Consider the following 26,946-nt stretch of genomic DNA (forward strand, 5'->3'; position numbering starts at 1 on the left):
TTTCCGCGAAGACGCCTCAAAGATCCGCACCGGACACAGCCCGGAGAACATGGCCACTCTGCGCAGCTTCGCCATCAACCGACTCCGCACCGCCGGCCACACCAACATCGCCGCAGGACTCCGCACCACCGCCCTCCGCCCCTACGAACGCCCCCTGACCATCCTCGGACTCAACTGACCTGCAACGATCCGAGATCACGCGACTTTGCAATCGCCCTGGAGGCCATGCCCCGAACGGCTACCCCCCCCCCCCCGCACTGGCCACTGGGAACCGGCACCGCTCGTTCACGCTCATTCATGCCAGCTCGGCCCCGGGGTGTCAGTGGGAGCTGCTGCCACTTTCCCTGTGGACTTCACCTCCTGGCCTGCCCTGCTCGTGGTCGACACGGAAGGCAACGGAACCAGCCTGCCTGATCTAGTCGAACTCGCAGCCTTGCCTGTCTGCGGCGGTGCGGCCGACAAGACCATTGCGGGAGCGTGGCTCGTGCGGCCAGAGCGCCCCGTCACGCCGCGCGCTACTAGCGTGCACGGCCTGACGAATGCCGTGTTGGCCAGCGCACCATTCTGGGCGGACATCGCCAGCGAGGTACACGCCTTCCTCGGCTCGTCCTGGATCTGTGCACACAACGCCCATACCGATTACCGAGTCATGAAGGCACACCTGCCCGCGTGGGAGCCGTCCGGAGTCCTGGACACCTTGAGATTGTCCAGGGCCACGTTCCCCGACCTGCCGGGCTACAGCTTGGATCACCTCATCGAGCATCTGAAGCCCGACCTGAGTGAGGCGCCCGCCCAACGGCACAGGGCGACGTTCGACGCCTTCGCAACGGCGCAGCTCCTCGTCATCATGGCGGACCGCTACGAGACTTGGGACCAAGTCGTATCCGCAGCGGTACCGCCCACCCTGCCGGGCGCCCCCCCAGCCGGAACCAGACCTCACTCTGTGGTGAAACCTCCCGGGGTTAGGGCGCGCCACGGCTCTCGAGAACGTCGGTGTACCGGCGAAGGACGGCGAGAACGGCCCCCGTGTCGTCTCCGGCCATCATGCGCAGAGGGCCCGTGGGCGTCAGCAGAACTGACTCACCCGCGTGCAGCTCGACGAGAGCCGCTACGCGGGCGGAGCCGATCACCGGCCGGTCCGCCTCACCGGTGATCACCACCTTGTACGCGGAACCATCGTCGAATCGGCCAGTGACGGTGTGCGGCATCGTCGTCTCCTTCATCGGGTGGCCAGCAGGCCGAGGAGGAACGCGCGGAGATCGTCATCCTCATACCAGTCGCCGGTGAACATGGCCTGCAGGGACCGGGCGAGACTGTCACCCGTATCCGGCTGCGTCGGTTGCTGCGCCAGGAGCCTTTCCAAGGCCGTGCGGTCGAGTGTGCGGGCGCCGGGGCGGCCGGTGTGTGTCCGCGTGAACCAGAACGCACGCTGAGCGGCATCCAGGTCCGGGAGGTGCCCGGCGAAGTGCTGTGCCAAGACGTGCGCTGCCGTGCCGACTCCTGCATCACCGAGGTCCGCGACGGTGGCACGGCGCGCGTCAGGCTCGTAGCGGCCGGCGTCGCCGTTGACGGCAGTAAGGCGGCGACTGTCCGCGGCGGTGAGCCAGTCCCGGGGGATGAGGCGCTGCACGTCGCGCACGGCACGCTCGGCGTCCGGGGAGCTGTCCGGACCGAACACGATCCCGGCATTGCCCCGCGGGCCAATTTCGCGGACATCGGCCAGGGCCGCCGCCACGGCGTCGGGCACCACTACGGCGTACCGGCGGCGCAGGTCCTCCCACTCGCGCCGAGCGGCAGCAGCCTCCATGCGCGCGGCTGCGATCTCCACGTCAACGTCCGGGTCTTGGAGAGTGCTGCTGCTTCGCGCCGCCTGGAGGTTGAGCAAACGCCGCTCCGTGGACGCTACATAGTCGTCCGCGTGCTGGAGGGTGCCGTTCGGGTCGCCGCCGAAGTCGTCGCCCAGCGTCTCGGTAAGCCGGCGGGTGACGTCCTGGTCGATGTCGCTGCCCGCTGCTCGAAGGGCGGCCATGTGCCGCAGCGCAGTGAGCCCTGGCCCACCGTCGGAGGCGCGGTCCGGCACCCACCGAGTGTCAGTGGAGCGGTCGGGCAGCCTCCCCGCAGCGAGCTGCGTCCACGTCGTCGGCATCCACCACGAGATCCGGCGGGACGCCTGACCGAAATGACCGCGCTCGGGCATCAGGCCCGCCCACTGGGACACCCGCGCTGCCAGCGACTCGCCCTCGACGTCTGGGAGATCGATGGCGGCGTGCAGTTGAGCCAGGCGACGGGACTCCGGCCAGTCGCGAACTCGGCGCACCAGGCGCCGCAGGAACGACCGCAGCCGGGAGAGCCGGTCGCGACTGCTCCGCCACAGCTCAGCGATCTTCCGTGCGGCGGCCTTCACCAGCTCGATCAAGCGGCGACCCATCCGGGCCAGCAGGGCGATCACGCGGGCGAGGAGCCCCGGCTGCTGCCCGCCGTCCGGGGTGGAGCGGCGGACGATGCGCTGGGCGGTGGCCTGGCGGGTGCCGTCGAGCTGCCTCGTCAGGAGCTGGGTGATGGCGTCGATGTCCGCCGGGTCGGCCCCGGACTCTTCGAGCTGTCGCAGAAGCGCGGTCAGCGTGTCGTCGACGTGCCCGGTGGCGTCGGCAGACGCGTCGACATCGGGAGTACGGCGGCTGCGCTGTGCGGACGGGGTACCGGGACGCCGTGCGGAGGTCGGGGCGGCGATGTGGTCGGGAACCAGCCGCAGGAGTCCGGCCGCACGCTGAGCCAGATCCTCGTGGGGCTCGCCAGGGAGAGGTTCGAGGTCGTTGATGGTGCGCAGTGCGGCGCGGACGGTCCGCTCGTGGGCCTTTTCACGGGCCCGCCGCAGGGCCTGCTGGATGGCGGCACGGTCGCGGCCTGTGACGCCCGCGGCGTCCAGGGCGGCGTTCGCGTCCTGGCGGGCGGCATTGCGAGCGCCTTGCAGGGCTTGAGGGGTGAGGCGTTGGGCGATCTGCTCGCGCAGAGCGTGGATGTCACCAGGCGGCTCGGTCCCGGCAACAGCCTCGTCGATGATGCGCATGGCCACCATGCGGTTGTGGTCGGCGATGATCTGGCGTCGCACCGAGGCCAGCGGCGGATTCGGAGTGCGCAGGGCGGGCGCGGAGTCAGAAGTGGTGTCGGTGTCCGAGGCGGGCTCAGGGAGCAGCCACACCGGCATGGCGGCGTGGACGAGGCGGCGCTTCCACTGTCGGTTCTCGTCCTCCAAGAGGAGGTTGCGCACCCCGCCGGGCCCTTCCTCCACGTCGATGACGCGGTAGACATGGATCTCATCGCCGCGGCGTTCGTCGGGCATGGCGATGATGTCGCCTTCGCTGATCTGTGCGGCGTTGGACGGGCGGGGCCGGTCGAGCCCTTCCGGTGCGGGGCGGCCGGCCGCGCGGTCGAGGTGGTCGGCGGCTCGGAGTGCCGCCCGTCCTTCGGTGGTGGAAAGGTCGGCGTTCGCCCGGAGCTGCGCTGCGAGCGCGGCGGCCTGGCCCGGGGTGACCGGCAGGTCGGCGCCGAGCCGGGCGGCGCCCTGCTGGGCGTCGGGGTCGTCCTCGGGGCTGCTGCCGTTGTCGGCGATGGTGTCGCGGTCGGCTGGGGTGAGGTCCGGGTCGACGGTGGGGCCGTTGACCGGGTCGAGGGCGGGCAGCGGCTCGTGCACCGTCAGGTCGTCGGCGGTCGGAGCGTCGTCCGGGCCGAGGGCCGGGGCTGTGCCGTCCGGGCCCTCAGCCTTGTGGACGACGGCGGTGGCGTCCATGTCGATGCCGCCCAGCTCGCCCGTGGTGGTGTCGACGTATTCGAGGGTGACGCGGCCGCCGTCGCGGCTGGTGTCCAGGATCTCCACGGCGGTTGGGGTGCCGTCCAGGTCGAGGACGACGATGTCGCCCTTGTTGATCTCGTCGGCGATGGTCGTGCTGATGCCGGTGATGGGGGCGGTCTCAGGGGTGTCGTCTCGGACTTCGCCGACGACACGGAGACCCGCGGCGTCGCGAGTGAGGGTGCCTTCGGAAGTGGTGATCGTGATGCGGTCGCCGTCGGTCTCGTCGACCGGGCCCAGGAGCGCGCCGCTCTCGTCGGAGACGACGTGGCCGGGCCGGAGCCGCTGGCCGGTGGAGGTCCAGCCCGCGGGGCGGCGATCCTGGCTGTCGTTCACCGTGAGGGAGCTGGGGGCGACTGCGTTGTCGGTGTCGCCGTCAGCCCACCGTACGGAGACGGTCGTGTCGGTGACGCCAGTGACCGTGCCATCGCGGTCGCCGCTGCCGGTGACGTGGCTGCCGGGGAACAGGCCGGCGCCGCGGGTGTCGGTGGCGATGATGTCGGGCAGGTCGCCGCTGATGACGTCGCCCTGGGCGCCGCTCGCCGGGGCTCCGGGTGCTGCGACCTCGGGGGGCTCGGCGCGGGCGGCGCTGGCGTTGAGCGGGGTGTAGACGGTGCCACGGCTGCCGGTGCGGCCGTCGGGGGCCTCGCCGAGCGTGGTGCGCCGCATGTCCTCGGTGCGGCCCTTGCGGGTCACAGTGACGCGTTCCGGAGTGTCGAGGACGTATCCGGCGCGGGTCACAGCACGGCCCCGGCGGGTTGTTCCGTCGATGCGCGCCATGTCGCCGGGCTGGAGCTGGTCCACGCTCGCCCAGTGGGCAGGCTGGCCGCCGATGGGCTCGGGCTCCGGGCGGGGCTCAGGCTCGGCCACGGGCTCGTCAGTGCTCTCGGGTGTCGGCGTCGGCTCGGGCACCGGACGGGGCTCGGGGGCCGCGCCTGAATCCGGGCCGGGGGCGTCGTTGCCGCTGGTTCGTGCGGCCTCCGAGTCATCGAGGCTCGGCTCGGGGGCCGGGCCGGCGCCCGGGGCGTTGCTGAGGCGGTCGCCCGCAGACTCCTGGGTGTCGTCGGCCGGGGGCGGCTGGTCTCCGGCCGTCGCACGCGGCTCTGGGGCATTCGCACGGGCGGCCGGCGCCGTGTCGGCGGCGGACGGTTCCCGAACGGCGCCAGAGATCGCATCCAGCACAGCCGGGGCCGCACCATCCGGCTCGTCACCAGGCGTCTCCGGGGCCCGGCGCTCGTCGTCTTGACCGAATCCGGCGCGCAGCCGCTCCGCCCAGAAGGACCGCCAATACAGGTTCCTCAGTATCTCGCGGTCCTGCCGCTTGCCCTGGGCCGCAGAGAGGGCGCCGCGCAGCCACTGGAACTCGTTGCGGGCGTGCGCGAGGTCCTGGGCCAGATTCCCGCTCGGCGAGTGCTGCGCCCGGATCGACTCGACAAGGCCAACGAGCCGGTCGTAGCGCTCCTTGACTGCCGGGTCGCTGCTGAGGCTGTCGGGGAGTTCCGGCAGCTCCGGGTTCCGTCCAGCGAGGTGCACCTTGACCGCGTCCCAGGCGTCCTCGTTGGGGTTCGTGGCGTCGGCGGGGCTGCGCTCCGCTCGCACAACCAGGTTGGCGACGGCCAAGACCCGGCTGGCTGAACGGCTGTTGTGGTCGTGGTTGATCGTAAGTAGGGGCGTCGCGTCCCACATCGGGACGCCGTCGTCCGCGTTGCGGTTCACGTTCCGAACGGTGCCGATGCGGCGGCCGTCCATCCACACATCGAACGTTCCGTCATCTGCGGCCGGACGGAGGTCGGCGCGCTTGGCGAGAACGCGCACCTGGTCGACTCCGCCGAAGCGCCGGTTGGCGTCCTCCTCGGGTTCCGGGGCCAGAGTGAACGAGGGAAGCTCGATGTCGTCGATGGCGAGCGCCGAGGTGCTGGTGTCAGCGTCGGGAAGGGCAGGGACAGCAGTCGCGGCGTGCCGCTCCTCCTCCTCGTAGTTCTGGCGATCCACGCGGTCCTGGGTACGGCGCTGCTCCTTGAACGCGTTGTACGTAATGCGGCCTCCGTTGAGGTCGTACCACTCCAGCAGTTCCTCGCTGGCGTACTGGCGCCACCTGCCGAAGCGAGACAGGGAGCCGCCGGAGAACAGCTCACGCTCGCCGACGGGTGGAAGGCGTCTGCTTGCACGGCTGAAGAAGTAGCCGTTGGTGGCGTCGATGGCAGCGGAGTATCGAGCCTCGTCGAGGTCGTTGAACTCCTGCTGCAACCGCTCCTCGCGGGTCTGCGGGCGCCGGGTGACGTCGGCGGTACCGAAGCCGAGGGCGGTGTCCATCGCCTCACCACGGCGCCGGACTTCGTCGGCATCGGCGGCAGGCGTGGCCGGGATGGCGTCCCGTACGCGCTGGTCGGCGTTGTCGCGGAGATCCATCTCCTGGGCAACCCGGAGCTGGTCTGCCTCGGACAGCCCACGCCCCCACGCCGCAGCGAGGTCATCGTCGCTCAGGTCGGTCAGGTCCTCCGGGAGTCCGGCGGCCGGCTTGGGCTGCGGTATGTCGCTGTTGTGCTCGTCGCCGTCCTGGAACAGGTCGCGCAGCGCACGCAGAGCCTCGGGCAAGGTGCGGCCCTGGCGGTCGCGCCACTGGGCGAGGACGTCCGGGGTGAGCGGCTGATGCCAGTCAATCGCCTGGCCGCCCGCGTCGGTAGTGATCTCGAACAGGTCGGCGAGGTCTCGGGCGTCGTCTGTCGTGCCCGCGGTGAGCGTGATCTTTCCGAAGCGACCGCCGTTGCGAGCCTGCGCGAACTGCCAGCGCCGCATCCCGTCCGAAGCGGTGTCGTCGGTCCAGGTCACCAGACTTCCGCCGGAGGACAGAGTGAGGGTCGGGTTGGCGGCGAGCTGCGCAAGGAACGCGCGTCGTTCCGGGGTGTCTTCTTCCGCGGTCAACCGGTCGCCGCGGCCCCACGCGTCACGCAGGTCGGCCACGGTGCTCGGCAGCGTACGGCCGCTCTCGGGCGCCCCACCGTTCCTGCCCGCGCTGTCGCCGCCCGTGCCGCCCCCGTCGGCCGCCGGAGCCTGTGGAAGATGGGGCAGGTTGAGCCGGGGAAGGCCGGGGCCCCCCGGTCCGCCGGGGCCGCCCGCGCCGTTGTCGCCACGGTCACCGCGGCGACGGCGACGCTCACGGTCGTCTTCGTCGTCCTGGGCGCCTGCCTCATCGTCCGCGTCGTTGTCGTCTTGGTCCCGGTTGCCGCCCGGGGCCTGGGGACCGCCACCACCGCCCTCGGGAGCTTCGTCGGGAGCCGCACCGTTCGAGTCCGGCCCGCGGCGGCGGCGCTGCTCGTCGTCGCGCTGTTCGTCGTTCTCGTCCTGCGTCTCCTCGTCGGCCTGGTCCGGCTCCGGGGCTGTACCGGCGTCATCGGGCCCCGGCGTGGCTGTGCGATTGTCGGCCGTCGACTCGCTGTCGCCGAGGTCGGAGGCTCCCTGCTCGTCGCGGTCGTCGATCTCCTCGTCCGGGTACCGCAGACGGAGTTGGGCGTCGCGGTTGTAGAAACGCTCCTCGCCGTCGTCGGTGACGATTCTGATCCGGCCCCGGCCGGTGCGCTGCGGCGGTTCGGCCACCGTGTGCGTGCGGCCGTCTCCGTCGGTGTAGCGGTCGCCCTGCGTCAGGCCCTCGGGGCTGCGCATCTGGACGGGGCGCAGGTCGCTGGTGTCGCGACCCTCGTGGTCGGCGAACATGTCCGGCGTGCCGAAGGCGTCATCGGGCTGGTCGAGCGGGTTGTCCGGGTCAGCGACGGCGCGGGCTTGCGACTCCGGCTCGTCGATGTCGAACAGACCGCCCTCCGGCTCGGGCGCGGGCTTCTTGGGCTCCGACTTGGGCGTGCGGCCGGCGCGCCTGTCCTTCTCCGTCTCCAGGACGGCCATGCGAGTACGGTCGGCGCCGGTCAGTTCGCCGTCGGCCATCTCCCGCTCCATCAGAGCCACGAACTCGTCGGCGATCTCCTGGTCGCTCATGGCGGACGGCGCCTTGGCGCCCGCCGGGCGGATGGCATCGAGCTGCTGGGCGACCTCATCGCGGTCGAGGATGATCGTGCTGTCGGCGGTGTCCGTCGTCTCCCCGTCGCTGCTCGCAGGTTCCTCGCGGTTGTCCGCCTCACCGCTCGAGGCGTCGGGCTGCGGAGCCGTGCCCGTGTGCTCGGGCGTCGGCTGGTCGGACTCGTCGTCCTGCGAGGCGTCGTCGCCGGGCGTGCTGGAAGCAGTCGGAAGGTCGCGACCGCCGTCGTCACCGTCACCCGTGTTCGCGGTGTCCGGCTCGTCAGCGGTCTCCTCCGTGGCGGCCGCATCGTCATTGCTGGGGCGGATCTGCCCAAGAGCTTGGGAGACCTCCTCGGCGGACAGGCGGACCCCGTCCTGATCCGGCGGGCTCGGTTCCTGCGGCTTCTCGGCGCGCTCCGGCTCGGGGAACTTCTCGTCGAAGTTCGCCAGGGTCAGGACGGAGTCGCCGACTGCGGCCTGGAGCGGGATGCGGGCCTGGTGCCGCTCCTCGACGAGCTTGCGTCGCACAGGCTTGGGGAGGTTCTTGTCGAGGTCGTTCTCGTCGATCTCGGGCAGCTTGTCGAGGTCAGCGATCCGGCCGACGATGTCGTCCAGAAGGTTCGCGCGCGCCCGCGCGTGCTCGATCTGCGGGGTCAGGTCGGCAGCGGCCTGGGCGGACTGCAGAAGGGCTATCTGCTCGTCGAGTTCAGGCATCCGTGCCCGGTCGGCCTGATGGAGGGCAGGCGCCTTCTCCAGGGCGTTCGTAAGCCGGGTGACCATGCCCGCCCCGGCGCCCTTCTTCTTCAGGTCTTCCGGTCCGCGCTCGAAGTCGGAGCGCGCCAGGTCGGGGAAACCGACGTGCGCGACGAGTTTGCCGTCCGCGCGCCGCTCGGTGCGCACGGCAACGTCAAGGCCGCCGAACTGCCCCAGCGTCTTCCAGGGGCCCATGCCGTCACGGTCATGTTCAAGGAGCTGGGTGGTGACCTGCCGGTGCAGGGCAGCCGCGGCGTCCGTGCGCTCTGTGTACGACAGACCGCCGAGGTTCATGGCGAAGGTGTCGCGGACGTCGCGGATGCGGGGCAGAGCCTCCTCGCGGCGGGTGATGCCGTCGCGCGTGTCGGCGAGTTCCTGCGTGAGGTCGGCCAGCGCCTCCTGGCGGCGGACGCGCTCGGCGGCCTCGTTGTGCTGATCGATCTCCAGATCACGCAGCGCACGGCGGGCCTTCATGAGCTGGCTCATGTAGGGGTTGCCGCCGATCTCGGCTTCCATCGTCTCGTAGTCGGGGTAGTCGACATCCAGCTCGGTGACGGTGTCGCGGGTGTCGCTGTCTGCCATCTCGGGGCGCTGGATGTCGATCAGGCCCTCTGCCTTGGAGGCGACGAACCCGGCCTTCCAGCCGTCGAGGCTGCCCCTGGTCGCGAAGACGTCGATCTCGACTTCGCCGTTCTGGTTGCCGTAGCGCAGGATGCGGCCATTGCGCTGTTCCATCTGCGCGGCGCCCCAGTCGAGGTTGACGTGCGTCAGGCTGACCATGCGGTTCTGGGCGTTCATACCGGTGCCGGCGACGCTGCTGGAACCGATGAGGACGGCTATCTCGCCGTCACGGGAGCGGCGGAACAGCTCGGCCAGTTCTTCGGGCTTGCCCGTCTTCTTGTGGTCCTGGACGAACGCGATCTTCTCTTCAGGGACGCCGCCCGCGACCATGAGCCTCTTGAGTTCGGCGTATGCGTCGAAGCTGCCGCGGTTGTTGCCGCCCGGCACACCCTCGTTTAGGAAATACATCTGGAGGGCGCCGGGGGTGGGGTGGTCCTCGGTGCTGCCGTAGTACGTCTTGTAGACGCGGTCCTTGTGCTGGTGGTACCGCTCGATTGCCTTGGCCGCGACGGCGGCGAGCTTGTTGCCCGCCGGGGCCTTGGCGTCGACCAGGCGGGGGTCCAGCGCGACGGACGTGCCCTCGTTGGAGACGGCGAGCATGTTGTCCTGCGACCGGTCGACGTCGCCGTTGTGGATCGCGCGGCCGCGGGCTACGAGCTGCTTCAGCCGGGCGGTCTGGTCCTTGGTCGGGTCGACCATGACCAGGTTGGGGCCGCCGTTCGCGACCTTCGGGCGGGGTATGCCAACGTCGTCGCCGCGCTTCGTGTCGGCGACGAGGCCCCACATGGTCTTCATGGCGCGGCGGTTGTGGAATTCGGCGAACCGCTCGACGATCCGCAGGCCACTGCCGTCGGGGGCGTTCTCGACGCGGAGGGTCTTGCGGCCGAAGGTCGCGGCCCACAGGTCCGGTGCGCCGGCCTTGTAGGAGTCCAGGACCCACGGGGCGGCCAGGGCGAGCATTGTGAACTGCTCGGTGATGCTGTTCGACAGGGGGGTGCCGGTGGCCAGGGTGACCGTGGCGCGGCCGTCGCGGCGGCTGTGCAGGTCGGTGAGCTTCTGGTGGAGGTCGATGCCGCGGATGGAGGCGGGGTCGCCGCCGCCCTCGCGGGAGCGGAAGCCCACGCCCTTGTACCGGTGGGCCTCATCGATGACGGCGTAGTCGAACCCGAGGTCGTCCCAGTACGTCCGGCCGGGCGTCCGCATCGGCGCCGCGTTCTTGCTGATCTTGTTCTGGACCGTCGCGATGCGCTGTTCGATCTTGGCGACGATGAACGGGTGATCCGGGTTGTCCGCGTCCTCGTACTGCCGGTCGAGCTGTTCGCGCAGGGCTTCCAGCTCGCGGAACTCGTAGTCCTCCTGAGCCTCGGGGCTCATCTTGATCGAGCCGAACGCGGGCTCGGTGAAGATGACGAGGTCTGGCTTGTTGGCGCGCAGCCACTCCAGCGTGCTGTCGCGCCGACCGTCAGCGAGGTCCCCGCTGGTGATCAGGTGGACCTCAGCGTTGGGGTACAGGAACCGGGCCTCGTCGTACCACTGCTGTGCGAGGTGGTCGGGGACGACGGCGTACGGCTTCTCGATCTGGCCGGACGACTTGAGCGCCTGGGTTCCCATGACGAGCGTCGAGGTCTTGCCCAGCCCGACTTCGTGGGCGAGGATCACCGACCGCTCGAACTGCATCCGGGCGGCGCCGCTCAACTGCCAGGCGTGCGGCGTGCGGTCGGGGGTGAATCCGTCCAGGGACGGGCTCATGCCGTCGTACGAACGGACGACGTGCCCGTTCATGATCTTGTTGTAGGAGTCGGTCAGCCGCGTGAGTCGGTCGGCGTTGGCCGTCGCGTACTTCGCGAACTCCGACCGCATCTGGTCGGCCTTCTGCCGCACCAGGCGGGACGTTTCTTCGTCGACGTTCCGGCGCTTGTCGTCGTGGTAGATCGTGAGCGAGCCGTGGCCGAGGATGGAGCGGGCGATCTCGACCGCGTTCTTGCCCTTGGTGCCCTTCGCCTCGTCGGCCGCGACACCGTGCAGGACGTTGTTGGCCTTGGGGACCTGGCCGGTGTAGAGCATCCAGCCGTAGCGGTCGTCGTGCGCGACGCGCAGCGTCTTGTCGCCCAGGTAGTCGCGCAGGAACCCTTGCAGCAGCTCGGGCGGCGTCCAGTGCGCGCCCATCTCCGGGGTGAACTCGCCAATGGTGCGGTCCTTCGGCTGGACCGCTTCGAGCGCGGAGACGTTGACGGCGAACGCCGGGTCCTTCTCGGCGGCGCGACGGGCGGCGGCGAGCTTGTCGCGGACGGGACCGGACAGGTAGGCGCCGGCCAGATCCAGGCGGCCGGTGCGCGGGTCGGTGAAGACCTCGCTGCCCAGCGCCCGGATGGCATCCGCTGGCGTCATGTCCAGCAGACGGGCGACCTCGCCGAGGTCCACTTGCCCGGTCGCCGCGACGACTGCGGACAGGGCCGTCTTCGGGTCGTCGGTCCGGTCGAGCGGCTGCCGTCGCGCGGCCGCGCGCTCTTCGAAGACGCGGCTCAGGATGGGTTCCTGCTTGTCTGCGTCCCACCGCTCCAGGGCGAGGACCGCACCGGCGTCCGGGTCGGAGCGGAAGTAGCCCCACGCCGTAGGCGTGCGCTCCTCCGTCCCGTCATCACGGGTGCCGGTCTTCATGCTGCGGAACTGGCCGGGCTTGGACAGAGGCCCGTACTGCTCGACGTAGGCGGTGTGCAGGTCGCGGAGCTGGGCGCGCAGCTTCTCGGCGCGCTCGTCCTCCGCGTTCTTGCGGTCCAGCGCGCGCAGTTCGGCGGCGACGTCCCGGAGCTGCATGAGGGCACGGAGCTGGTCGCCGCGGCCGTCGGACGGTTCGACCGTGACGGGGTTGCCGCCGTTGACGTGCTGGTAGAGCTTGCCGTCGTCGCCCTCGTAGAGGCGGCCGGTCCAGTCGTTGGCGTGCTTGTCCCGCGCGGTCTGCAGGAACACGGGCGGCCGGTTGTCGCCGTCGGGGTGCGGCTCGTAGCCACGGCCGTCGGCCTTCGCCTTGGTGGCGATGCCCTTCAGCGCGTCACGGAGCTGATCGGCGGCTTTCGCCGGGTTGCCCTTGACGGTCACGCGCGGCCCGTATGGGGACGACTCGGTCGTCAGCTCGCCGAGGACGTGCTCCGGGTGCTGAGTGAAGTACGCGTTGACGTGTTCGTGAGTGCCCCCGACCTTCCGCTCGGGAGCGTTGAGCCACGAGGTGTCGCCCGGCTCGTCGCCGTCAGCGCGGCGCCACAGCACCAGGACGTCGGTGACGACACTCGTGCCGGCGTCGTTGAAGACACCGGACGGCAGGCGGACGGCGCCGATCAGATCGCCGTACTTGGCGATCTGCTTGCGGGCCTTGTCGCCCTTGGAGTCGAGGGTGTGCCGGGAGGTGATGAGCAGGGTGACGCCGCCCGGCCGGGTCAGCGCAAGATCCTTGGTGATGAATCCGTTGTGCAGCGACTCCGCCGGGTAGCGCTTGTCGCCGAACGGGACGCTGGCGAAGGGGACGTTCCCGACCGCAGCATCGAACGTGCCAGGCTCGGCATCGGTCTCGGCGAAGTTCTCGTTGAGGACATTGGCGTCCGGGTAGATCGCCTTCGCGATCCGCGCCGTGGTCGGGTCCAGCTCGATGCCCGTGAGGCGGGCACCCTCCGGAGAAACCCCGAAGAACGTGCCGCTGCCGGACCCAGCCTCGAGTACGTCACCACGCTCGAAGCCGAACGCCTTCAGGCCGTCCCACATCGCCTCGGCGATGGGCTGTGGGGTGTAGTGCATCGACAGCGTGCCGCGGCGGGCCTGCTGCCACTCCAGCGGTGACAGCTCGTCGGACAGCATCCGACGCAGGTCGGTGTACTCCGCCCAACGGGCGTGGTCCTGTGCGAACTTGCCGTACCGGGCGCCACCCTGCTGGTAGCGCGATTCTTTCTCGTTCGGCTCCGACGCGAACATGATCGGAACCGAGCCCCACCCGGTCCAGCGGGCGAGGGTGACCTTCTCCTTCTCGGTGGCCGGGCGCTTTTCGCGCTCCAGCCGCTTCATGACGCGGATCGCCTCGACGTTCGCCGCGGCCCGCTGGATGGGGCCCTTGGTGGCGGCGTCGGCCGGGTTCGGGCGGAAGCGCGGTGCTACATGTCGTACACCGCGTCCCTCAGCGCCTGAAGATCCCGCATCTCGGGGCTGAGCGTCTGCGGCTGCTCCGTCTGCGGCTCCGGCTCCGGCAGCAGGTCCCGCAGAACCATCGCGGTCGCGTCCGCCCTGATCTGCTTGATCTGACCCGCCCGAGCCTCGTACTCCGTCGCGGCCGGCACGGTCTCCTCCAGCGCTTCCTCGGCCACCAGAATCGCCGTCTCGATCTCCCTGCCCTTGTTCAGGAAGAACGTCTCCGCGTCGTCCATCGCTGCCAGCTCCCGCGGACGGTACTTCGTCCAGTGGTCCCTGGCTGTCTGGCTGTAGATGCTCACCATCAGCCCCTTCGTCCGTTCCGAGAGCCGCGCGCAGGGCTGCCTGCTGCGCCTCGATCTCCTCGCGGGAGATGACCTTGCGGTCCTCGTCCCCGCCATCCTTGCGTACTGCATTGCGCTGCGCGTCGATCCCGTGCAGCGCAGCGTTGATAGAGGCCAGCCGGGTGCGGGCCTTCGACCGGTCCGACGAGTCCAGTTCCCGGTCGGTGGACCGCAACATCATCTCGCGAGACAGATCCTCGGTAACGCGGTGGAACTCTGCGAGCAGCCCCTCGGGCACGTCGATGTTCGCGCCCTTGCCGATCTTCCCGGTGATCGGGTTGGAGCCGTCGGACCACCCGTATCCGTGGCCCTTGAACAAGCCGTAGAGGGTCTGGCGTTCCTTGTTCGCCGACGGAAAGGAGTCGGCCCGGCGGGAGGACTGGTACAGCTCGAAGAACATCTTCGGCACCCACACGCGGCGCACGGAGCCGTACAAGCGCACCGGCTCGGTCGCGGGGTCGCTGTCGTAGCTGTCGACGATTGCGGCCAGGGCCTCGGTCATGCTCGGGAAGGCGCCCAGGATGCCGCCGTGGCTCTGGCGCTGTGCGTTCCAACCGGCCTTGTGGCCGCCCGCATACGGCGAGTCGTGCTCGTGGTAGCTGAGCTTGCCGTAGTCGTTGCCATCGACCCTGATCGAGGTGCCGTACGAGCTGGACAGCGGGTTCTCGCGGGTGTCCGCCCGGTTGACCTTCTGCTCGCTGCCCTCAGCACCGCGGCGGTTCTGCTCGTCGAAGAGAGCCTTCAGGCGCTCCTCCAGGGCTTCCCGCTCCCGTCCGCTGGTCAGGTTCCGCTGCTTGTGGAGATCCTTGAACGCCTTGTTCAGGTCTTCGTCGGCGAGCCCGGCCGGGTCGGGGCCGTTGCGGTAGGCAGCGGCCTTGCGGTTCTGCCGCTCCTCGTACACGGCGTTCCGGCGGGCGGACAGGATCTCGTTCTGCTCCGGGCTCAGACGCCGAAGACGGACGGGGAGGCCCAGGGACTCCTTCTCCAGCTCGCCATCGTCGAGGTCCTGGACCGGCGGGCGCTGCTCGATGTCGCGGAGCTTGCGGGTCTGCTGCTCGGTCTCGGCGTCTGCGAGCCGACCGGTCAGGTCGTTCCACAGGTCGCGCTCCGGCGCGAGATCGTCCTCCCCGTGAATCGACCCGTTCAGCTTGTGCGTGCGCTCCCGCGCCTCCAGGCCCTTGATGTGCGCGGCGAGTTCTTCATCACCCAGGTCCTGCGGGCTGTCGGCCTGGGACACCTGCTCACTGGTCCGTCGGCGGCGGTCGGCGTACAGCGCACGCTCGTCGTCGGTGAGCCGGTCACCGCGCCGGGAGCCGTACGTGCCCCGGTCGCGCTCGGAGCGGCTGATGGCCTCGGCGAGATCGGCATCACTCATCGCTGCCGAGCGGTCCTGTGCGCTCGGCAGCGCCTCGGGCTCGTCCCGGTTGTTGTCGTTGTCCTGGGCGATGCGACGCCGATCGAGCTCGGCCTCGACCTTCTGCAGGGCGACGCGCGCTCGCTGCTTGCGGGCCGGAGTCGTGGCGACCTGGGCGTGAATCTTGAGGTTGTCGCGGTGCTGGCGCAGGTCTGCCTCGGGCATCGCGCGGAGCTTCTTGGTGTCCTCGTCGAGCTGCTGCGGCTCAGGGGCGTCGCTGGTGTTGTTGCGGTCCTCGTCGGTGACGCGGACGTTGCGGCCCTGCCGGATGAACGCGGCGAGGATGTCGGCGGCCTTGCGGTCGCGGGTCTCCGGCTTCCACTGGGTACCGGTGATTCGCGCCTTCTGGACCGGGGACCAGGCGAGCTTCCCGGCGGCGCCGACGGCCCGGTCGTCGCGCGCATCGTTCTTGATGGTGCCGCGCACGGCCAGGACCCGCTTGCCCTTGTGCGTGGTCCACGCCAGGTGCACATGGTCGGCCTGGTCCGGGTTGGTGGTGGCCAGGTGGTGGCGGGCAATGATCTGGTCGGCGATGTTCGCGTTGCTGCCGATGGGGACGTGGACGCCGTCGACCGTGGCGTGCCGGTCGCTGTAGCCGCCGACGACGGAAGCGATGCGGGCGCCGTCCGGGCCGTACACGGTGATCGGTCCGGGGTTCCACGTGGTCGCCCAATATCCGGGCACGCCGTCGACGGGCTCGGCGTCCGCCGGTATGCCTGTCGGCCGTCCGTCGGTCTCGCCCGCCGGCGCCTTCTCCGGCTCCGGTCCCGGGGCTGGAGCGGGCTCGGGGGACGGTTCCGGCTCCTCGTCCGGAGTGCTCTGCTCCTGCTCGCCCGCCCGCCCATCGTCCGGAACGTCAGGCTCGTTGGCGGCCTCGGGCCCGGGGGGAAGCAGCGCAGGCGTCTCCGCCTTCGGGGCCGGGGTCTCGTCGTCACCGAAGGGGCGGCGGCGCAGCGTCTCGGCGAGGCGGGCTGTGGCGATGCTGTGCTCGGGCGGGTGCTCCTGGTCCCACAGGGCGCGAGCGGCGGTCCACTCCTGCTCGTAGTCGCGTCCCTCGGCGGAGCGCCACTTCACGCGGTAGTTGGCGAACGCGGGGTCGGAGAAGTCGAGGGCGTTGCCGTCGTTGTCTTTGAGCTTGCCGACGATGTGCTCGGCGAAGCCCTTGGCATCGGCCTGCCGGTCGAACCACCACGACATCATCTGGCCGGTGCCGGTTGCGTACAGGTACCAGTCGCCCTCGACGCGGCGCGCGACGAACTGGCCGTCGCCGACGAGCTTGAGGCGCTGCTCCTTAACGAGGCTGTCGAGGTTGCGGGCGGAGCGCTGGTCCTGCACGCTCCCCGAGGCACGCAGAGTTTCGGCCCGCCGGGTCCAGTTGTCACGGACCTGCTGGAGCGTGGTGAACCGTCCGCTGGCCTGCGGACGCTGCTGCTTCGGTGCCGGGGCCTCCTGCTGAGCGTTGTCTTCTGCGCGGGTGGCGTGGAAGTCCCGCATCGCGCGGCGGATGGCCTGCTCGGCGTCCTCACCCTTAGTCGAGCGCCACGTCAGGAACCCATCGGCGATCTTGGGGTCGGAGAAGTCGATCGGCTCGTTGAACTCGCCCGGCATGATGTGCCCGTTGCGGACGTGCTTGTCGATGTATTCGGCCGCGGCCTCGGCTTCCGGGCGGGTGGTGAAGTCGCCAACGTCGAGGTAACCGCCGGTCCCGGTCGAGGTCAGGTACCAGCGGCCGTTGGCGTCGTCGCGGGTGGTGACCAGGCCGCCGGAGGGCGTGACCTGAAGATCCTCGTCACCGGCCAGACGCCGCAGCGCCGGGGCGTTGGCGCCGGGCTGCTGGGCCAGGTCGAGGAAGTGCCGGCGAACCGCGGCGGTGTCCTCGAACCGGGCTCCAGGGCGGGCCCCACGGTTCGGTAGAACCTCGGTGTCGACGTCGTGGTGCCCGGCCTCCGGCTCGTCCTGATCGTCGCCCTCGGGGCCGTCGCCGTCATCGTCGCCGATGGCGTTGCCCTCGTCGTCGGCGTCGTGCGGATCGTCGGGGGTGTCCGGGTCACCGTTGTCGTCGCGGGACAGGCCCAGCCCGCGCCGGTCGTCCTGATCGCGGCGGGCGTCCTCAGCCTCGACCTTCTTCTGGTTCGAGGTGGGGGCAGTGCCGTCGGGGCGCGCCACCATCGTGATCCAGCGGGCGCTGGTGCTGTGCCGCCGCCCCGTGAACGTGCCGTCCGCAGTGCGGTCCTGGACGAGGACGCGGTCACGCGGAAGGGCCCGTACGACGCGGGCCAGCTTTCCCGACCACAGGCGGGCAATTCCGCCGGTCTCGATGAACCTGCCCTTGGAGTCCCTGGGGTGCAGGGCAGAGTTCCACGGCCGTCGTACGGACTTGGCCTCAAGGGTGCGACTCAGGTCGGCCGGGGAGGTGCGCTTCAGCATGGAGCGGACCATGCACAGCGCGACTGGTTAGCGTCCTGCGCTGAATTTGCGCCTATGCGGGCCCCGAAGGGGTACGGTCCGGTCACAACCGCGTCGGGAGGGGGCTCTCGTGGCTATTCGAGCGTTCGGCGAGAAGAAGGCACCGTCGGAGTGGGCGGCCGACGAGAGATGTGTCGTGTCGAGCGGCGTTTTGAGGCGCCGCATCGGGGCGGGTTGGGACCCAGAGGAAGCGATCACGACACCCTTCATCGGTGCGGCGTGGCAGTCAGACAAGCAAGCAACGCTGGAGGAGGACCGCGCGAAGCCCGCCCAACGGATCTACGTCCCTCCACCGCAAGAGAAACCGAAACGGAAGCGCTCGGCTTCGCGCGGCCAGATCAAACCCGTGCCGACGCCGACCGAAGGGTGGGAGGACAGCGCGCCTTCCACACGGCCCCAATCGACGCAGCGCAGTACAAGCGTCCGTACGGTACGTGGCGGCCTGCCCTCTCTGGGGAGACGCCGCTGACGTCACATGCTTTCGGTGAGTATGTGAATGGCGAACCAGGCGGAGAACCCGCACCACCCCACGGCGAACACCGCGCGCCCGGCCTTGGAAGTGCGGGTCTGGAACAGGCGCCGGAAGTTCTCGCTCAGGGTGTCGCCCTCCTGTCTGTTGACGAGGGCGGTCGTTTCGAACACGGCGAACAGGCAGGTCCAGGCGAACCAGATAGCGGGCCACATCAGGGGGACTCCTCGGTGGTGGGGCCGGTGCGGTAGCGCAGGCGGCAGCGGCAGTTGATGGTGAGGTCGGTGGGCGCGAACGGGTCTCCGGGGTACCGCAGGGCGGAGCCGTCGACCGTGTAGGGGACGCCGGCGGGCAGCGTGGTGCCGCTCAGCGCCTGGTGGGCGGGCCGTACGCGGGTGTCGCCGCGGGTGACCCACGTCCGCAGGACGGTTGGGCCTGCGGTCTCGGCGGCTGCGTCCGCCGCGCCATTGACGGTTGCGACGGCGCAGGACTCAGCGAGCGCGGTGGTGAACTTCGTGGCGCGGGCCCGGAAGAACGCGGCTACGACGTCCGCGAGATCGTCGAGGGTGGCATCTTCTGCTTGGGCGGTGTCCAGGGCGGCGGCGAGGTCAGCGAGGAGAGCGGCGACGGCGCCTCCGGCCATGGTGGTCGCGGCGAACGCCGCTGTGGCCGCGCCTGGGGGCACGGTCGCCGTTCCGGTCACGGTCGTGCTGAGTGCCGCCGCAGTAGACGTTGCGGCCGGTTGGAGAATCGGGGCCAGGGTGCTGGTGGTCTCTTCCCCCCAGCGTCCGGCGCCCACGACGCGCGCCCCGATGATCGGGGCGCTGCCGCTACGGAGGTCGGTGTCGCCGTCCGGCTGCCAGTACCGGGTGTGCTTGCGGGTTTTGGGCGCGTGCAGGCGTGCGGTGATGACGCCTTCTTGCCGGGCGAGGAGTGCGGTGAGCGCGGCTGTCACGGCAGCGGAGAGGGTGTCGAAGTCGCTGTCGGTGACCTCGAACCCGTCATCGTGCGGCAGCTCCTTGCGCTCGATGTGGGAGCGCGCGGCAGTGACGTCGTCGGCGGCGTCGCCGGGCAAGGTAAGGGGCATATTGTCGCGGGCCTGGTCGACGGCTGCTGCGGCAGAGTCCCCGACCGTGGACGTCCCTGATGTTTCGCGGGCCGCTGCAACGTCGGCGGTCGCGCGTGCCTGCGAGTCCGGGGCGCGGGCCTCAGCGACCGCGTCAGCCGCGGAGGCGTTGCTGGCCGGCCCAGAGGGCGCGATGGCGGGCGGCGGTCCGCCATCGCCGGGTAGGCCAGGGACTCCTGTGGCCATGGGGTCCTGAGCGACGCCGAGTGCTGCCGCGTCCACCTCGTTGGCCGGGACGGGAGCCTTCTGCGGGCTGATCCACAGGGCCCTGGTGCGGGGCACGTTGAAGGGGCGACGTCCGGCGATCTCTCGGTACTCGTCGACTGTGATCAGCCCTGCGTTCCACTCCTGCCGTGCCTCCTCGCGGCGCAGGCGGCGGGGGAACTCGAGCGCTTCGACCGTGGACGTGTTGAAGCGCAGGGACCAGCCGTCGTCCAAGTCGAGGTCGAACGCGGAGGCGATCAGCGACAGGTGCGGGAGTTCAGTGTGCTGCCAGAAGTTCCACTCTTCGCGGTCGGCGTTGGCGTACGTACGCTCGCTCGCGTTGCCGACGATGGATTCGGGGACGCCGAACGCGCTCAGGATCTCGTCCTTCGCGGTCTTGGACAGCGTCTCGTAGTTCATGTCGCGTGGTCGCGTGCTCGTGTCGACATAGTTGAGGCCACCAGGCCCGCTGCCGACGACGACGGTCTCACCGGCGTTCTGCGCGCCAGGGGCGAGGCGCTGCTGAATCCGGTCGATCTCACGCTGGTCCAGGCCGTCGACGTCAATGCCGACAATCCCCGAAGGCCGTGCGTCGTTGTCGATGAAGGCGATGTTGTACGTGCGGGCCTTGACGTCCAGGTCGACGGAGAGCCCCGCAGCCTCCAGCGGGGTGACGCCGCAGAAGGGATCGGTGGGGTGTGGGTCGCGCAACCAGATGACGCGGCTGGGGTCCAGCTCCCGAAGACGGCCGTCGTACGTCGTGAACTCGAAGTGCGAGACGTAATCGCCGTGGGGGTCGGGTATCGGCTCGACTCGGTTCGCGGGCAGCAGGTCGAGGCGAGTGATCGTGCCGCCGCGACTGCGCGTGATCTCGACGAAGGCGCCCTTCTTACTCAGAAGGAGCTGCGCGGAAAGCCGCTTCTTGAAGACCGTGGCGCGTTCAAGCGGGTTGGCCTGGACGTTGAGAACGTGCAGGAGGGGGTGGTCATCGAGGGTTTCCGCGAACTGCCGTTCGTCGCCGCCGCGACCGATTTCGACGGTGAGAGCACTGGGGTGCTTGGAGATCGCCTCGACGGACTTGAACGTCCAGATGCTGCGTTCGTAACCCTCCTGGATCACGCGGTCGAGATCCCAACCGGCCGCGCGGTTCTCCGTGCCCCACACGGTGGTGGTGCCCGCGTAGGTCATGGAGACATAGGAATTGCCGATGGGCCCGGAGGACTTCTCTTCGACGAGTGTGGCCGTCGGGGGGGCGAGGAGCCGGCGGAGGCCGGGGAGAAACTGGCGCGGCATCAGGTCCCCTCACTGGCCAGCCACGTCCCCGTGGCGCTGAGGGCTGCGCCGACTTCGACCCAGCCCAGGAGCGGAAAGTAGGCGAAGGTGCAGCCGACGGCCGCCGCGGCTGCGATGACGCTGGTGGAAATGGCGACGGCTCGGGCAGTCTTCGTCTTGGGCGACGCCATGAATCGGAAGGCTGCGAAGGTCCCCGTCGCCGCTGCGGTGGTGCTCAGCACTGGGTGTATGGCGCCGAGCGTGACGAGCACGACGAGAACGCCGACGGCGACGAGGAGGAGTCCGGCGGCTTCGCGGGCGAGGATTCGCGGCGACGGTGTCTCAGGCGGTGTACTCACGCTGCGCACGATGCGGACGCCGGATGCTTAGTGTCGCGTGCTCGCCTGGTCGGCGTCAGCGGGGGCGGCTGACCCCGGCCATGTAGGCGCTGATCCCGCGGCGCTGAACCTTCTCACCTGGGGTGATCTGGGCGCCCCTGGGGACCGGCAAGCTCTTGCGCTTCTTCCTCGTCGACTGGTCGCCGCCGATCAGGTGGCGGTTGTCCACCTTTTCCGCACAGTCCGAGCCTTTCACTTCGTCGTACGGACGCCGGCACCCCTTGCAGTACACCTCCAGGGCGTCCACCCGCTGGCCGGCATCGGTCTTGAATGAGCCGCGGAAGTCAGCGATAGACGCGATTCGCGGCTCTACCTGAATCTCGGCGGCGACGACCCAGGTGTGGGAGAAGTTCTGGCGGGGCGCTGGGGAGTCCTTCGTAGAGTTGGGAGGGCCTGCTTTCGCTTCCGCCTTCTCCGCCGTGCGTTGTGGCGCTAGGCCGGGCCTTGACGGGAACAGAGGTTCCTGCCAGAAGGCCCGGCCCGCTGCCGGTGAGAGGGGAGCGGTAGCAGCAGTCACCATTCCTCCGCCGTGTCGCTGGTGGGGTTGACACAAGCGCCAACCCCCTTTTCACAGCGCGGAACGCCAACAAGCCGAGTTCTGTTACACCCGCTGCTACGCCTTACAGAGCACGCAGTTCGCTTTGGACCATGGCGCTGGCCTCTCCTCCGTACACCGCGCCACGCGCCAAGAGCTCGAAAGCCCTGCCGTAGGTGGCCACCTGCTCAGGGTCGGTGGAGGTTGGGGAGTCGGCGAAGTTCTCGATTTCGACGCGTGTGCCGTCGAAGATCCCGAAGCTGTTCCCTGGATAAATGTCGAGTTGAGCGCGGTCGGGGATCACGCCCAGCTTCAGCCCGGGGAGGTCGAACGCTTCGAGCAGTCGATTGAGTTGCCCACGCATGACGGTGACTCCGCCGATGTTGCGCCGGAGAGCCGATTCACCCAGGAGCACGTGATACGTGCGACCGCCCGTTCCGATGAGCGCGGCTCGGGCTGTGCGGGCGGTCACACCGTCTTCGATGTCGTCGGGAAAGCTATGGAAGTCGACGACCAGGCGCAGGACGGCCCGGACGTACTCCGGAGTCTGGAGGTTGCCCCAGATGATGTACTGGCAGTACTGCTTGGTGTCCTTGGTCTGGCGGACCAGTTCGAGGAAGGCTTCCTGCGTGGGCCCCATACCTTCCTGATGCCATTCGGCCCATGGTTTCGAGGGGTCGCTTGAAGTCGTCACTTTTCGGTTCTTCGACGAGCGTCGGTCTGTTGGGACTCTGCTACTTCAAGATGACTCCGTGGATTGAGCGAGTGCGGTCCGTTCTGCAGGAAGGAACTTTGCGGCCTTGGTCACGAGTTGCTGATGGAGATAATCAGCAGCGTCGTCGGGCCGCATCCGGGACAGGGCGACCATGCCGGTGATCACTAGGTCCGCGGCTTCGGCCTGGGCGTCCTGCCACGTGTGGCTGTTGCCCTTACGCGGGTTGGTTCCGCGGGCGCCAACGACGGCCTGGGCTGCTTCACCGGTCTCCTCTGCAATCTTCAGTACCTGGAGCGTCCACTGCTCCTCCAGTGGCAGATCGCGTTCTGTGTCGTGAGCGGTGAAGCGGGCGGCCAAAGTGTCGATGATGTTCCACGTGTCGCTCTGCATGGGAGTAGCTCCTCGTTCGCGGCAATGGGGGATGGTTACCGGTCCTTGGCGAGGGCGACGAGTTCAGCGAACAAGCCACCGCCGCTGACGAGGTCGTCGTACGCCCCGTGTTCGACGACGCGGCCCTTGTCCATGACAAGCACGCGGTCGGCAAGGCGAGTGTTTTCAAGTTGATGGGTGACGACGATCGTCATGCGGCCTGCAGCGATCCTCTTGATCTCCAGGAAGAGGGCGTGCTCCCCGCGAGCGTCCATCTGAGACGTCGGCTCGTCCAAGATCAGGAGGGGTGTCTGGCGGTACAGGGCTCGCCCGCACACCAGGCGCTGCCACTGGCCGCCGGACAGTTCGGCTCCGCCGAACATCTCCCTGGTGAGGAGCGTGTCCAGCTGCTGGGGCAACTTCTCCACCGTGTCGCGCATCCCGACGGCGTCGACGACCTCCCACACTGCGTCGTCGTCGTAGGTGCGGGGTTGGCCGAGAGTGATGTTCTCGCGGACGCGCAGGGGCCAGCAGGCAAAGTTCTGCGGGACGAGCGCGGTCCGGTTCCACACGGCGTCGGGGTCGGCTTGGGCCAGGTCGATGTCGTCCCAGAGGACGCGGCCCTTGTCGGGGAGGAGGATGCCGGTGATCAGCTTGGTCAGCGTCGACTTGCCGGAGCCGTTCTCGCCGACGATGGCCAGGATCTCGCCACGGCGCAGGGATAGTGACACCCCGGCAACGGCGGGCTCGTCCTTCCCGGGGTACTGGTAGACGGCTTCGTCGATCCTGATCTCTTCGACGACTTCTGGGACCGTCAGTTCGCCGCGCTTGGGTGCCAGCTCTTCGGCCATGTCGAGGAAGGCGCGCATGTCTGCCAGGTAGAGGGCGGTGTGGAACAGCGCGGCTCCGTAGATCACGAAGTTGCTGAGGGCGGCGAGTGTGGTCTGTACGGCGACGACGGCGGTAGCGGCGACGGGCAGTCCCACGCGACCAGTGGCGGCGAGCCAGGCGAGCGTGGCCCAGGTGCCGCACAGGAAGACTCCACCGAGGGCGCTGCTGGCGAGAGTGATGCACAGCAGGCGGGGGGCTGCGGTAAGGGTGCGTTGGTCGATGCGGTCCGAGAGGGCTCGATACCAGTAGATGAGGTAGCCGGTCATGCCGTTGGCCCGGACCTCGTCTCCATGGCGGGAGAAGGTGGCCCACGACCGCATGAGTGCACGGACGTTGCGGTCGCCGACGTTGAGGTAGTGGGTCTCGTAGTCGACGCGAGCGGACAGGACCGCCCCGGCGCCGGCTGGAATGACGGCCAGGAGCATCAGGGGGTGGAGAGCGGTGATGACGGAACTGGCAGCGATCATGCGAATCAGTGCGGACATGAATCGCTGGGCGTCCTGGACCATCATCGAGGTACGCGTCACGCCGACCTCTGCGGCCTCCTGCCTGTCCTTGAAGCCGTCTTGGCCGTGGGCCGAGGATTCGACCCGGCACACGGCGGCCACCAAGGCGACGTCCGCCTCGGTCATCAGCCGCGGAGTGATCCGGCCGTTGGCATAGGAGGACAGGGCGCCGCTGATACGGCCGACGCCTGCCGCAGCCGTGACGACGATCAGGGCGGGCAAAGCGTCGTGTAGGCGTTCGGATACCTCGTCGTTGCCGAGGATGTGGGTCATGGCCTGTGCGGTGAATGCGAGGACGACGCCGGCCGAGATGCCGGTCAGGAGCTGACAGGCGAGGAGTAGCAGAGCGGCCGCTCTGTCGACGGCCCACGCCATTCGCGCTGTGCGCCCCAGGACCGAGGGGAGGCGGTGGCACATGGCGCTGAAACTAGCGTCTGCCAGCGGGTTCTTGCCGTGCTTGCCGTTGAAGGTGATGGTGGCCGGGGGTGGAGGGGGAGGTGTCTCGGGGGATTCGGTCGAGGCGGCAGTCACAGTCACCTGTTCCCTCCTGTGGGGATTGATGCCGCGCCTGGATGGCCCGGCAGTGCACGGCATAACGACGCTGACGAGGAATCGAACGCGCTCGATTCCGGACGCGTAGGCGCCCTTACGCAGCAACGGAGTGGGGTGTGCGCACCGCTACGAAGCCCCTCGCGAGACTCGCGAGTTGGCCGAATCGCCGACGCTCGAAACCCCTGGGGCGGATGAGGTTTCGAGGGCCGTCCGGCGAGAGGGGCGGGGGCATGACATGCGGATGAGAGAGGGCATGATGCACCCGGTTATCGCGATCGCGGTGGTCTCCGGCCCCTCGGCAGTCAGGGCGCCGGCCGAGTGCGTGCTCGGTCATCAGAGGGTTTCCGATGCCGTCGCCTGCTTGAGCCGCGCGTGGATTGTTCGATCGCCCTGGCGCACCGCTTCGGTGAGCTGGGCCCTTTCCTCGGCGGGTAGCTCTCCGGTTCGGAGCGCGCAGGAGCTGAGGAGCCGAAGGCACTCCTTCACCTCGCCGCCCGTGGCCAGCTCGCGGCCCAACGGGTGGGAGAGCACATCGCGTGCGGCGTAGCCGTCCCCGGTTCTCGCGGCGTGGTGGCAAAGATCGGTGACGACCTGCTGGGCAACGGAGTCCTCCGGTGAGCTGAGCAGATCCAGAACGACCAGCCCAAGTCGAGATCGGAAGGCCGTCAGTCCCTCGCGGTCAGGCAGGGTGAGGTAGGCGTCGACGAGGTTGTGCAGAGGGCGCCGCCATCCCAGGTCACTGCTGCGGAGGCAGAGAACCGTCAGGCAGTCCGTGACAGCGGCTTCCCAGACGTCGCCTGCTTCTGTATGGGTCAGCAGGTGGTTGGCGTGTGCTGTATCCGCATCCAACAGTGCTGCAAGAACCGCTACTTGACGGCCGTCGAGCATTCGGCGACCAAGACCGCGATGGCGTTGAACGTGCGACAGCGCTTCGCCCCAGCGGCCGGCACTGGTCAGGGCGCGAGTCCCGTCGGCCAGTACGACAGCCCGCAACCAGGTGGTGACTTCGCGGCGGTCCCGTTCCGTGGACACGAGACCCGCGGGAACGGTCACTCCGTCGAGGTGCGCGGACCGGCCAGCAGCGACGGCGTTGAAGAGGGATTCGAGCTGTTGGTGCCCCACGTCTGTGTTACCGGTCCGCATTTGGAGGCGGACGAGGTTGACGACGGGCTCCAGGGCTCGGATCGCGTCTGCCGCTTCGAGAGGGGCGGCGTCCAGATAGACGGCGGCGTGCTGTCGGCACCAGGTGCGGGCCGTGGCCGTGTCGCCGATGTCGGAGGCGATCAAGGCGGCTTGGTTGTAGACGGTGGACGCCTTGCTGAGGTCGCCATGGGCTGCTGCGGAGTTGGCCAGGGCGGTTAGGTCCTGGATGCGCTGGGGCAGTGAAAGACACGAAGGACGTGGGCGGGCCACGAGCGGGAAGCGCCTTGCGAGGGTGTCAGGAAGTTTCCACATGGTCTGCGGCGCTCCTCTCGATGGCTGGGTCCGGCCCGAAGATCACGGTTTTCGCGGTGGCCGTGAGAGTCGCCTGCGTGGTGTAGGGCAGGCCGAGCCGGTTCCAGGCGAAGAACACGTGATGAGCCAGCACATCCCGTAGCCCCCGGTGGAGGCGTCCGGACTCGTTGAGGGTGGCCAGTTCGCTGCCGGCTTCGACGTAGGCACGGGCCCACTCAGCTGCATGGGCCAGCGGTCCGCCCGGCTGCATCGCGTACTGCGGGTCGACACGTAGCAGCCGGTGTACGGCGCCGTGGTGCTGTCCACCGTGGGGTGAGGCGGCCTGGGGAGACTGCGGGCGGTGTGCGGCGACGCGGGCCCAGACGTCGCCCTGCTCGTACCAGTCCAGTTGGGCGGAGCGCATCATGAGCCCGCACAGCATGAGGGAGGTCTCTCGGCGATGTCGGGCGGCGTCGCTGCCCAGGAACCCGATGAGGCCGAGGGTGTCGCGGTGAAAGAAGCGGTGGGCGGAGGCCATGGCGTCATCACCGCCGAAGGCGTGGCGCTCCGGCTCGTAGACGATCTCTGTCCAGCTCGTGATGTGGCCCTCAGCAGTCAGGCCGTCCAGAACGTTGCCGATGCGGTCTTGCCCAGCGTCGTTGCTCTGATACCGGATGCGCCAGCAGGGGTGCTTGCGGATGATGAACCAGGCGCTGAGGGCGCCATCACTCTCCGCCGCGCGCAGCAGCGGGGCGATGCGGGATATGGCCGTGGTCTCGGCTTGTTCCCAATTGGGGAAGGCGACGTTGGCCTGGCACCAGTGAGGTGTGCTCATGAAGGGTCCTCCGGGGT

General features: G+C 69.3%; 11 protein-coding genes and 1 pseudogene. 1 reads left to right on the plus strand and 11 read right to left on the minus strand.

What is annotated here, in order from left to right:
- Positions 1–376 precede the first annotated feature (376 nt).
- Positions 377–781: pseudogene (locus J7E89_RS40695) on the plus strand (exonuclease domain-containing protein); the annotation flags it as partial.
- Positions 782–962: 181 nt separating this feature from the next.
- On the opposite strand, the gene J7E89_RS40700 reads toward J7E89_RS40695, so the two are convergent.
- The 11 genes from J7E89_RS40700 to J7E89_RS09695 form a co-directional block, all read right to left on the minus strand.
- Entirely contained in the window at positions 963–1,208 is a 246-nt protein-coding gene (locus J7E89_RS40700; protein WP_251060345.1) for a hypothetical protein, read from the minus strand.
- Between the two features lie 11 nt (positions 1,209–1,219).
- Positions 1,220–17,584 (minus strand): hypothetical protein, encoded by a 16,365-nt coding sequence (locus tag J7E89_RS09650; RefSeq protein ID WP_214971160.1) that lies wholly within the window; start codon positions 17,582–17,584, stop codon positions 1,220–1,222.
- Positions 17,585–18,094: 510 nt separating this feature from the next.
- A complete protein-coding gene (locus J7E89_RS09655) occupies positions 18,095–18,307 on the minus strand; it encodes a hypothetical protein (protein WP_214971162.1) in 213 nt (70 codons plus the stop codon).
- Positions 18,307–20,715 (minus strand): phage portal protein, encoded by a 2,409-nt coding sequence (locus J7E89_RS09660; RefSeq protein WP_214971165.1) that lies wholly within the window; start codon positions 20,713–20,715, stop codon positions 18,307–18,309. Before J7E89_RS09660 ends, J7E89_RS09655 begins: the two co-directional genes overlap by 1 nt.
- Positions 20,715–21,053, minus strand: coding sequence for a hypothetical protein (locus J7E89_RS09665; RefSeq protein WP_214971174.1), 339 nt, complete (start codon positions 21,051–21,053; stop codon positions 20,715–20,717). Before J7E89_RS09665 ends, J7E89_RS09660 begins: the two co-directional genes overlap by 1 nt.
- Positions 21,054–21,108: 55 nt before the next feature.
- Positions 21,109–21,261 carry a hypothetical protein gene (locus J7E89_RS09670; protein WP_214971176.1) on the minus strand — a complete coding sequence of 51 codons (153 nt, stop codon included), beginning with the start codon at positions 21,259–21,261 and terminating at the stop codon, positions 21,109–21,111.
- A gap of 451 nt (positions 21,262–21,712) precedes the next feature.
- On the minus strand, positions 21,713–22,267 hold the full coding sequence (locus J7E89_RS09675; protein ID WP_214971177.1) for a DUF5753 domain-containing protein: 555 nt from the start codon (positions 22,265–22,267) through the stop codon (positions 21,713–21,715).
- 99 nt (positions 22,268–22,366) lie between these two features.
- Positions 22,367–22,732, minus strand: a complete 366-nt coding sequence (locus J7E89_RS09680) for a MazG-like family protein (protein WP_214971181.1) — start codon at positions 22,730–22,732, stop codon at positions 22,367–22,369.
- Positions 22,733–22,767: 35 nt separating this feature from the next.
- Entirely contained in the window at positions 22,768–24,639 is a 1,872-nt protein-coding gene (locus tag J7E89_RS09685; protein WP_214971411.1) for an ABC transporter ATP-binding protein, read from the minus strand.
- A 354-nt stretch (positions 24,640–24,993) separates the two neighbouring features.
- Positions 24,994–26,115: a hypothetical protein gene (locus J7E89_RS09690; protein ID WP_214971186.1), complete on the minus strand. Its 1,122-nt coding sequence runs from the start codon at positions 26,113–26,115 to the stop codon at positions 24,994–24,996.
- Complete coding sequence (locus J7E89_RS09695; protein ID WP_214971189.1) at positions 26,099–26,929, minus strand: thiopeptide-type bacteriocin biosynthesis protein; 831 nt, start codon at positions 26,927–26,929, stop codon at positions 26,099–26,101. Before J7E89_RS09695 ends, J7E89_RS09690 begins: the two co-directional genes overlap by 17 nt.
- Between the last annotated feature and the right edge of the window lie 17 nt (positions 26,930–26,946).

Origin of the sequence: Streptomyces sp. ISL-100 (genome assembly GCF_018614615.1) — a bacterium.
Lineage (GTDB): Bacteria > Actinomycetota > Actinomycetes > Streptomycetales > Streptomycetaceae > Streptomyces.

Excerpts from the sequence above, each read along its gene's own strand:
- J7E89_RS40700 (WP_251060345.1), bottom strand. The coding sequence starts at position 1,208 with ATGCCGCACACCGTCACTGGCCGATTCGACGATGGTTCCGCGTACAAG.
- J7E89_RS09650 (WP_214971160.1), bottom strand. The coding sequence starts at position 17,584 with ATGCTGAAGCGCACCTCCCCGGCCGACCTGAGTCGCACCCTTGAGGCC.
- J7E89_RS09655 (WP_214971162.1), bottom strand. The coding sequence starts at position 18,307 with ATGTGGCCCGCTATCTGGTTCGCCTGGACCTGCCTGTTCGCCGTGTTC.
- J7E89_RS09660 (WP_214971165.1), bottom strand. The coding sequence starts at position 20,715 with ATGCCGCGCCAGTTTCTCCCCGGCCTCCGCCGGCTCCTCGCCCCCCCG.
- J7E89_RS09675 (WP_214971177.1), bottom strand. The coding sequence starts at position 22,267 with ATGGGGCCCACGCAGGAAGCCTTCCTCGAACTGGTCCGCCAGACCAAG.
- J7E89_RS09680 (WP_214971181.1), bottom strand. The coding sequence starts at position 22,732 with ATGCAGAGCGACACGTGGAACATCATCGACACTTTGGCCGCCCGCTTC.
- J7E89_RS09690 (WP_214971186.1), bottom strand. The coding sequence starts at position 26,115 with ATGTGGAAACTTCCTGACACCCTCGCAAGGCGCTTCCCGCTCGTGGCC.
- J7E89_RS09695 (WP_214971189.1), bottom strand. The coding sequence starts at position 26,929 with ATGAGCACACCTCACTGGTGCCAGGCCAACGTCGCCTTCCCCAATTGG.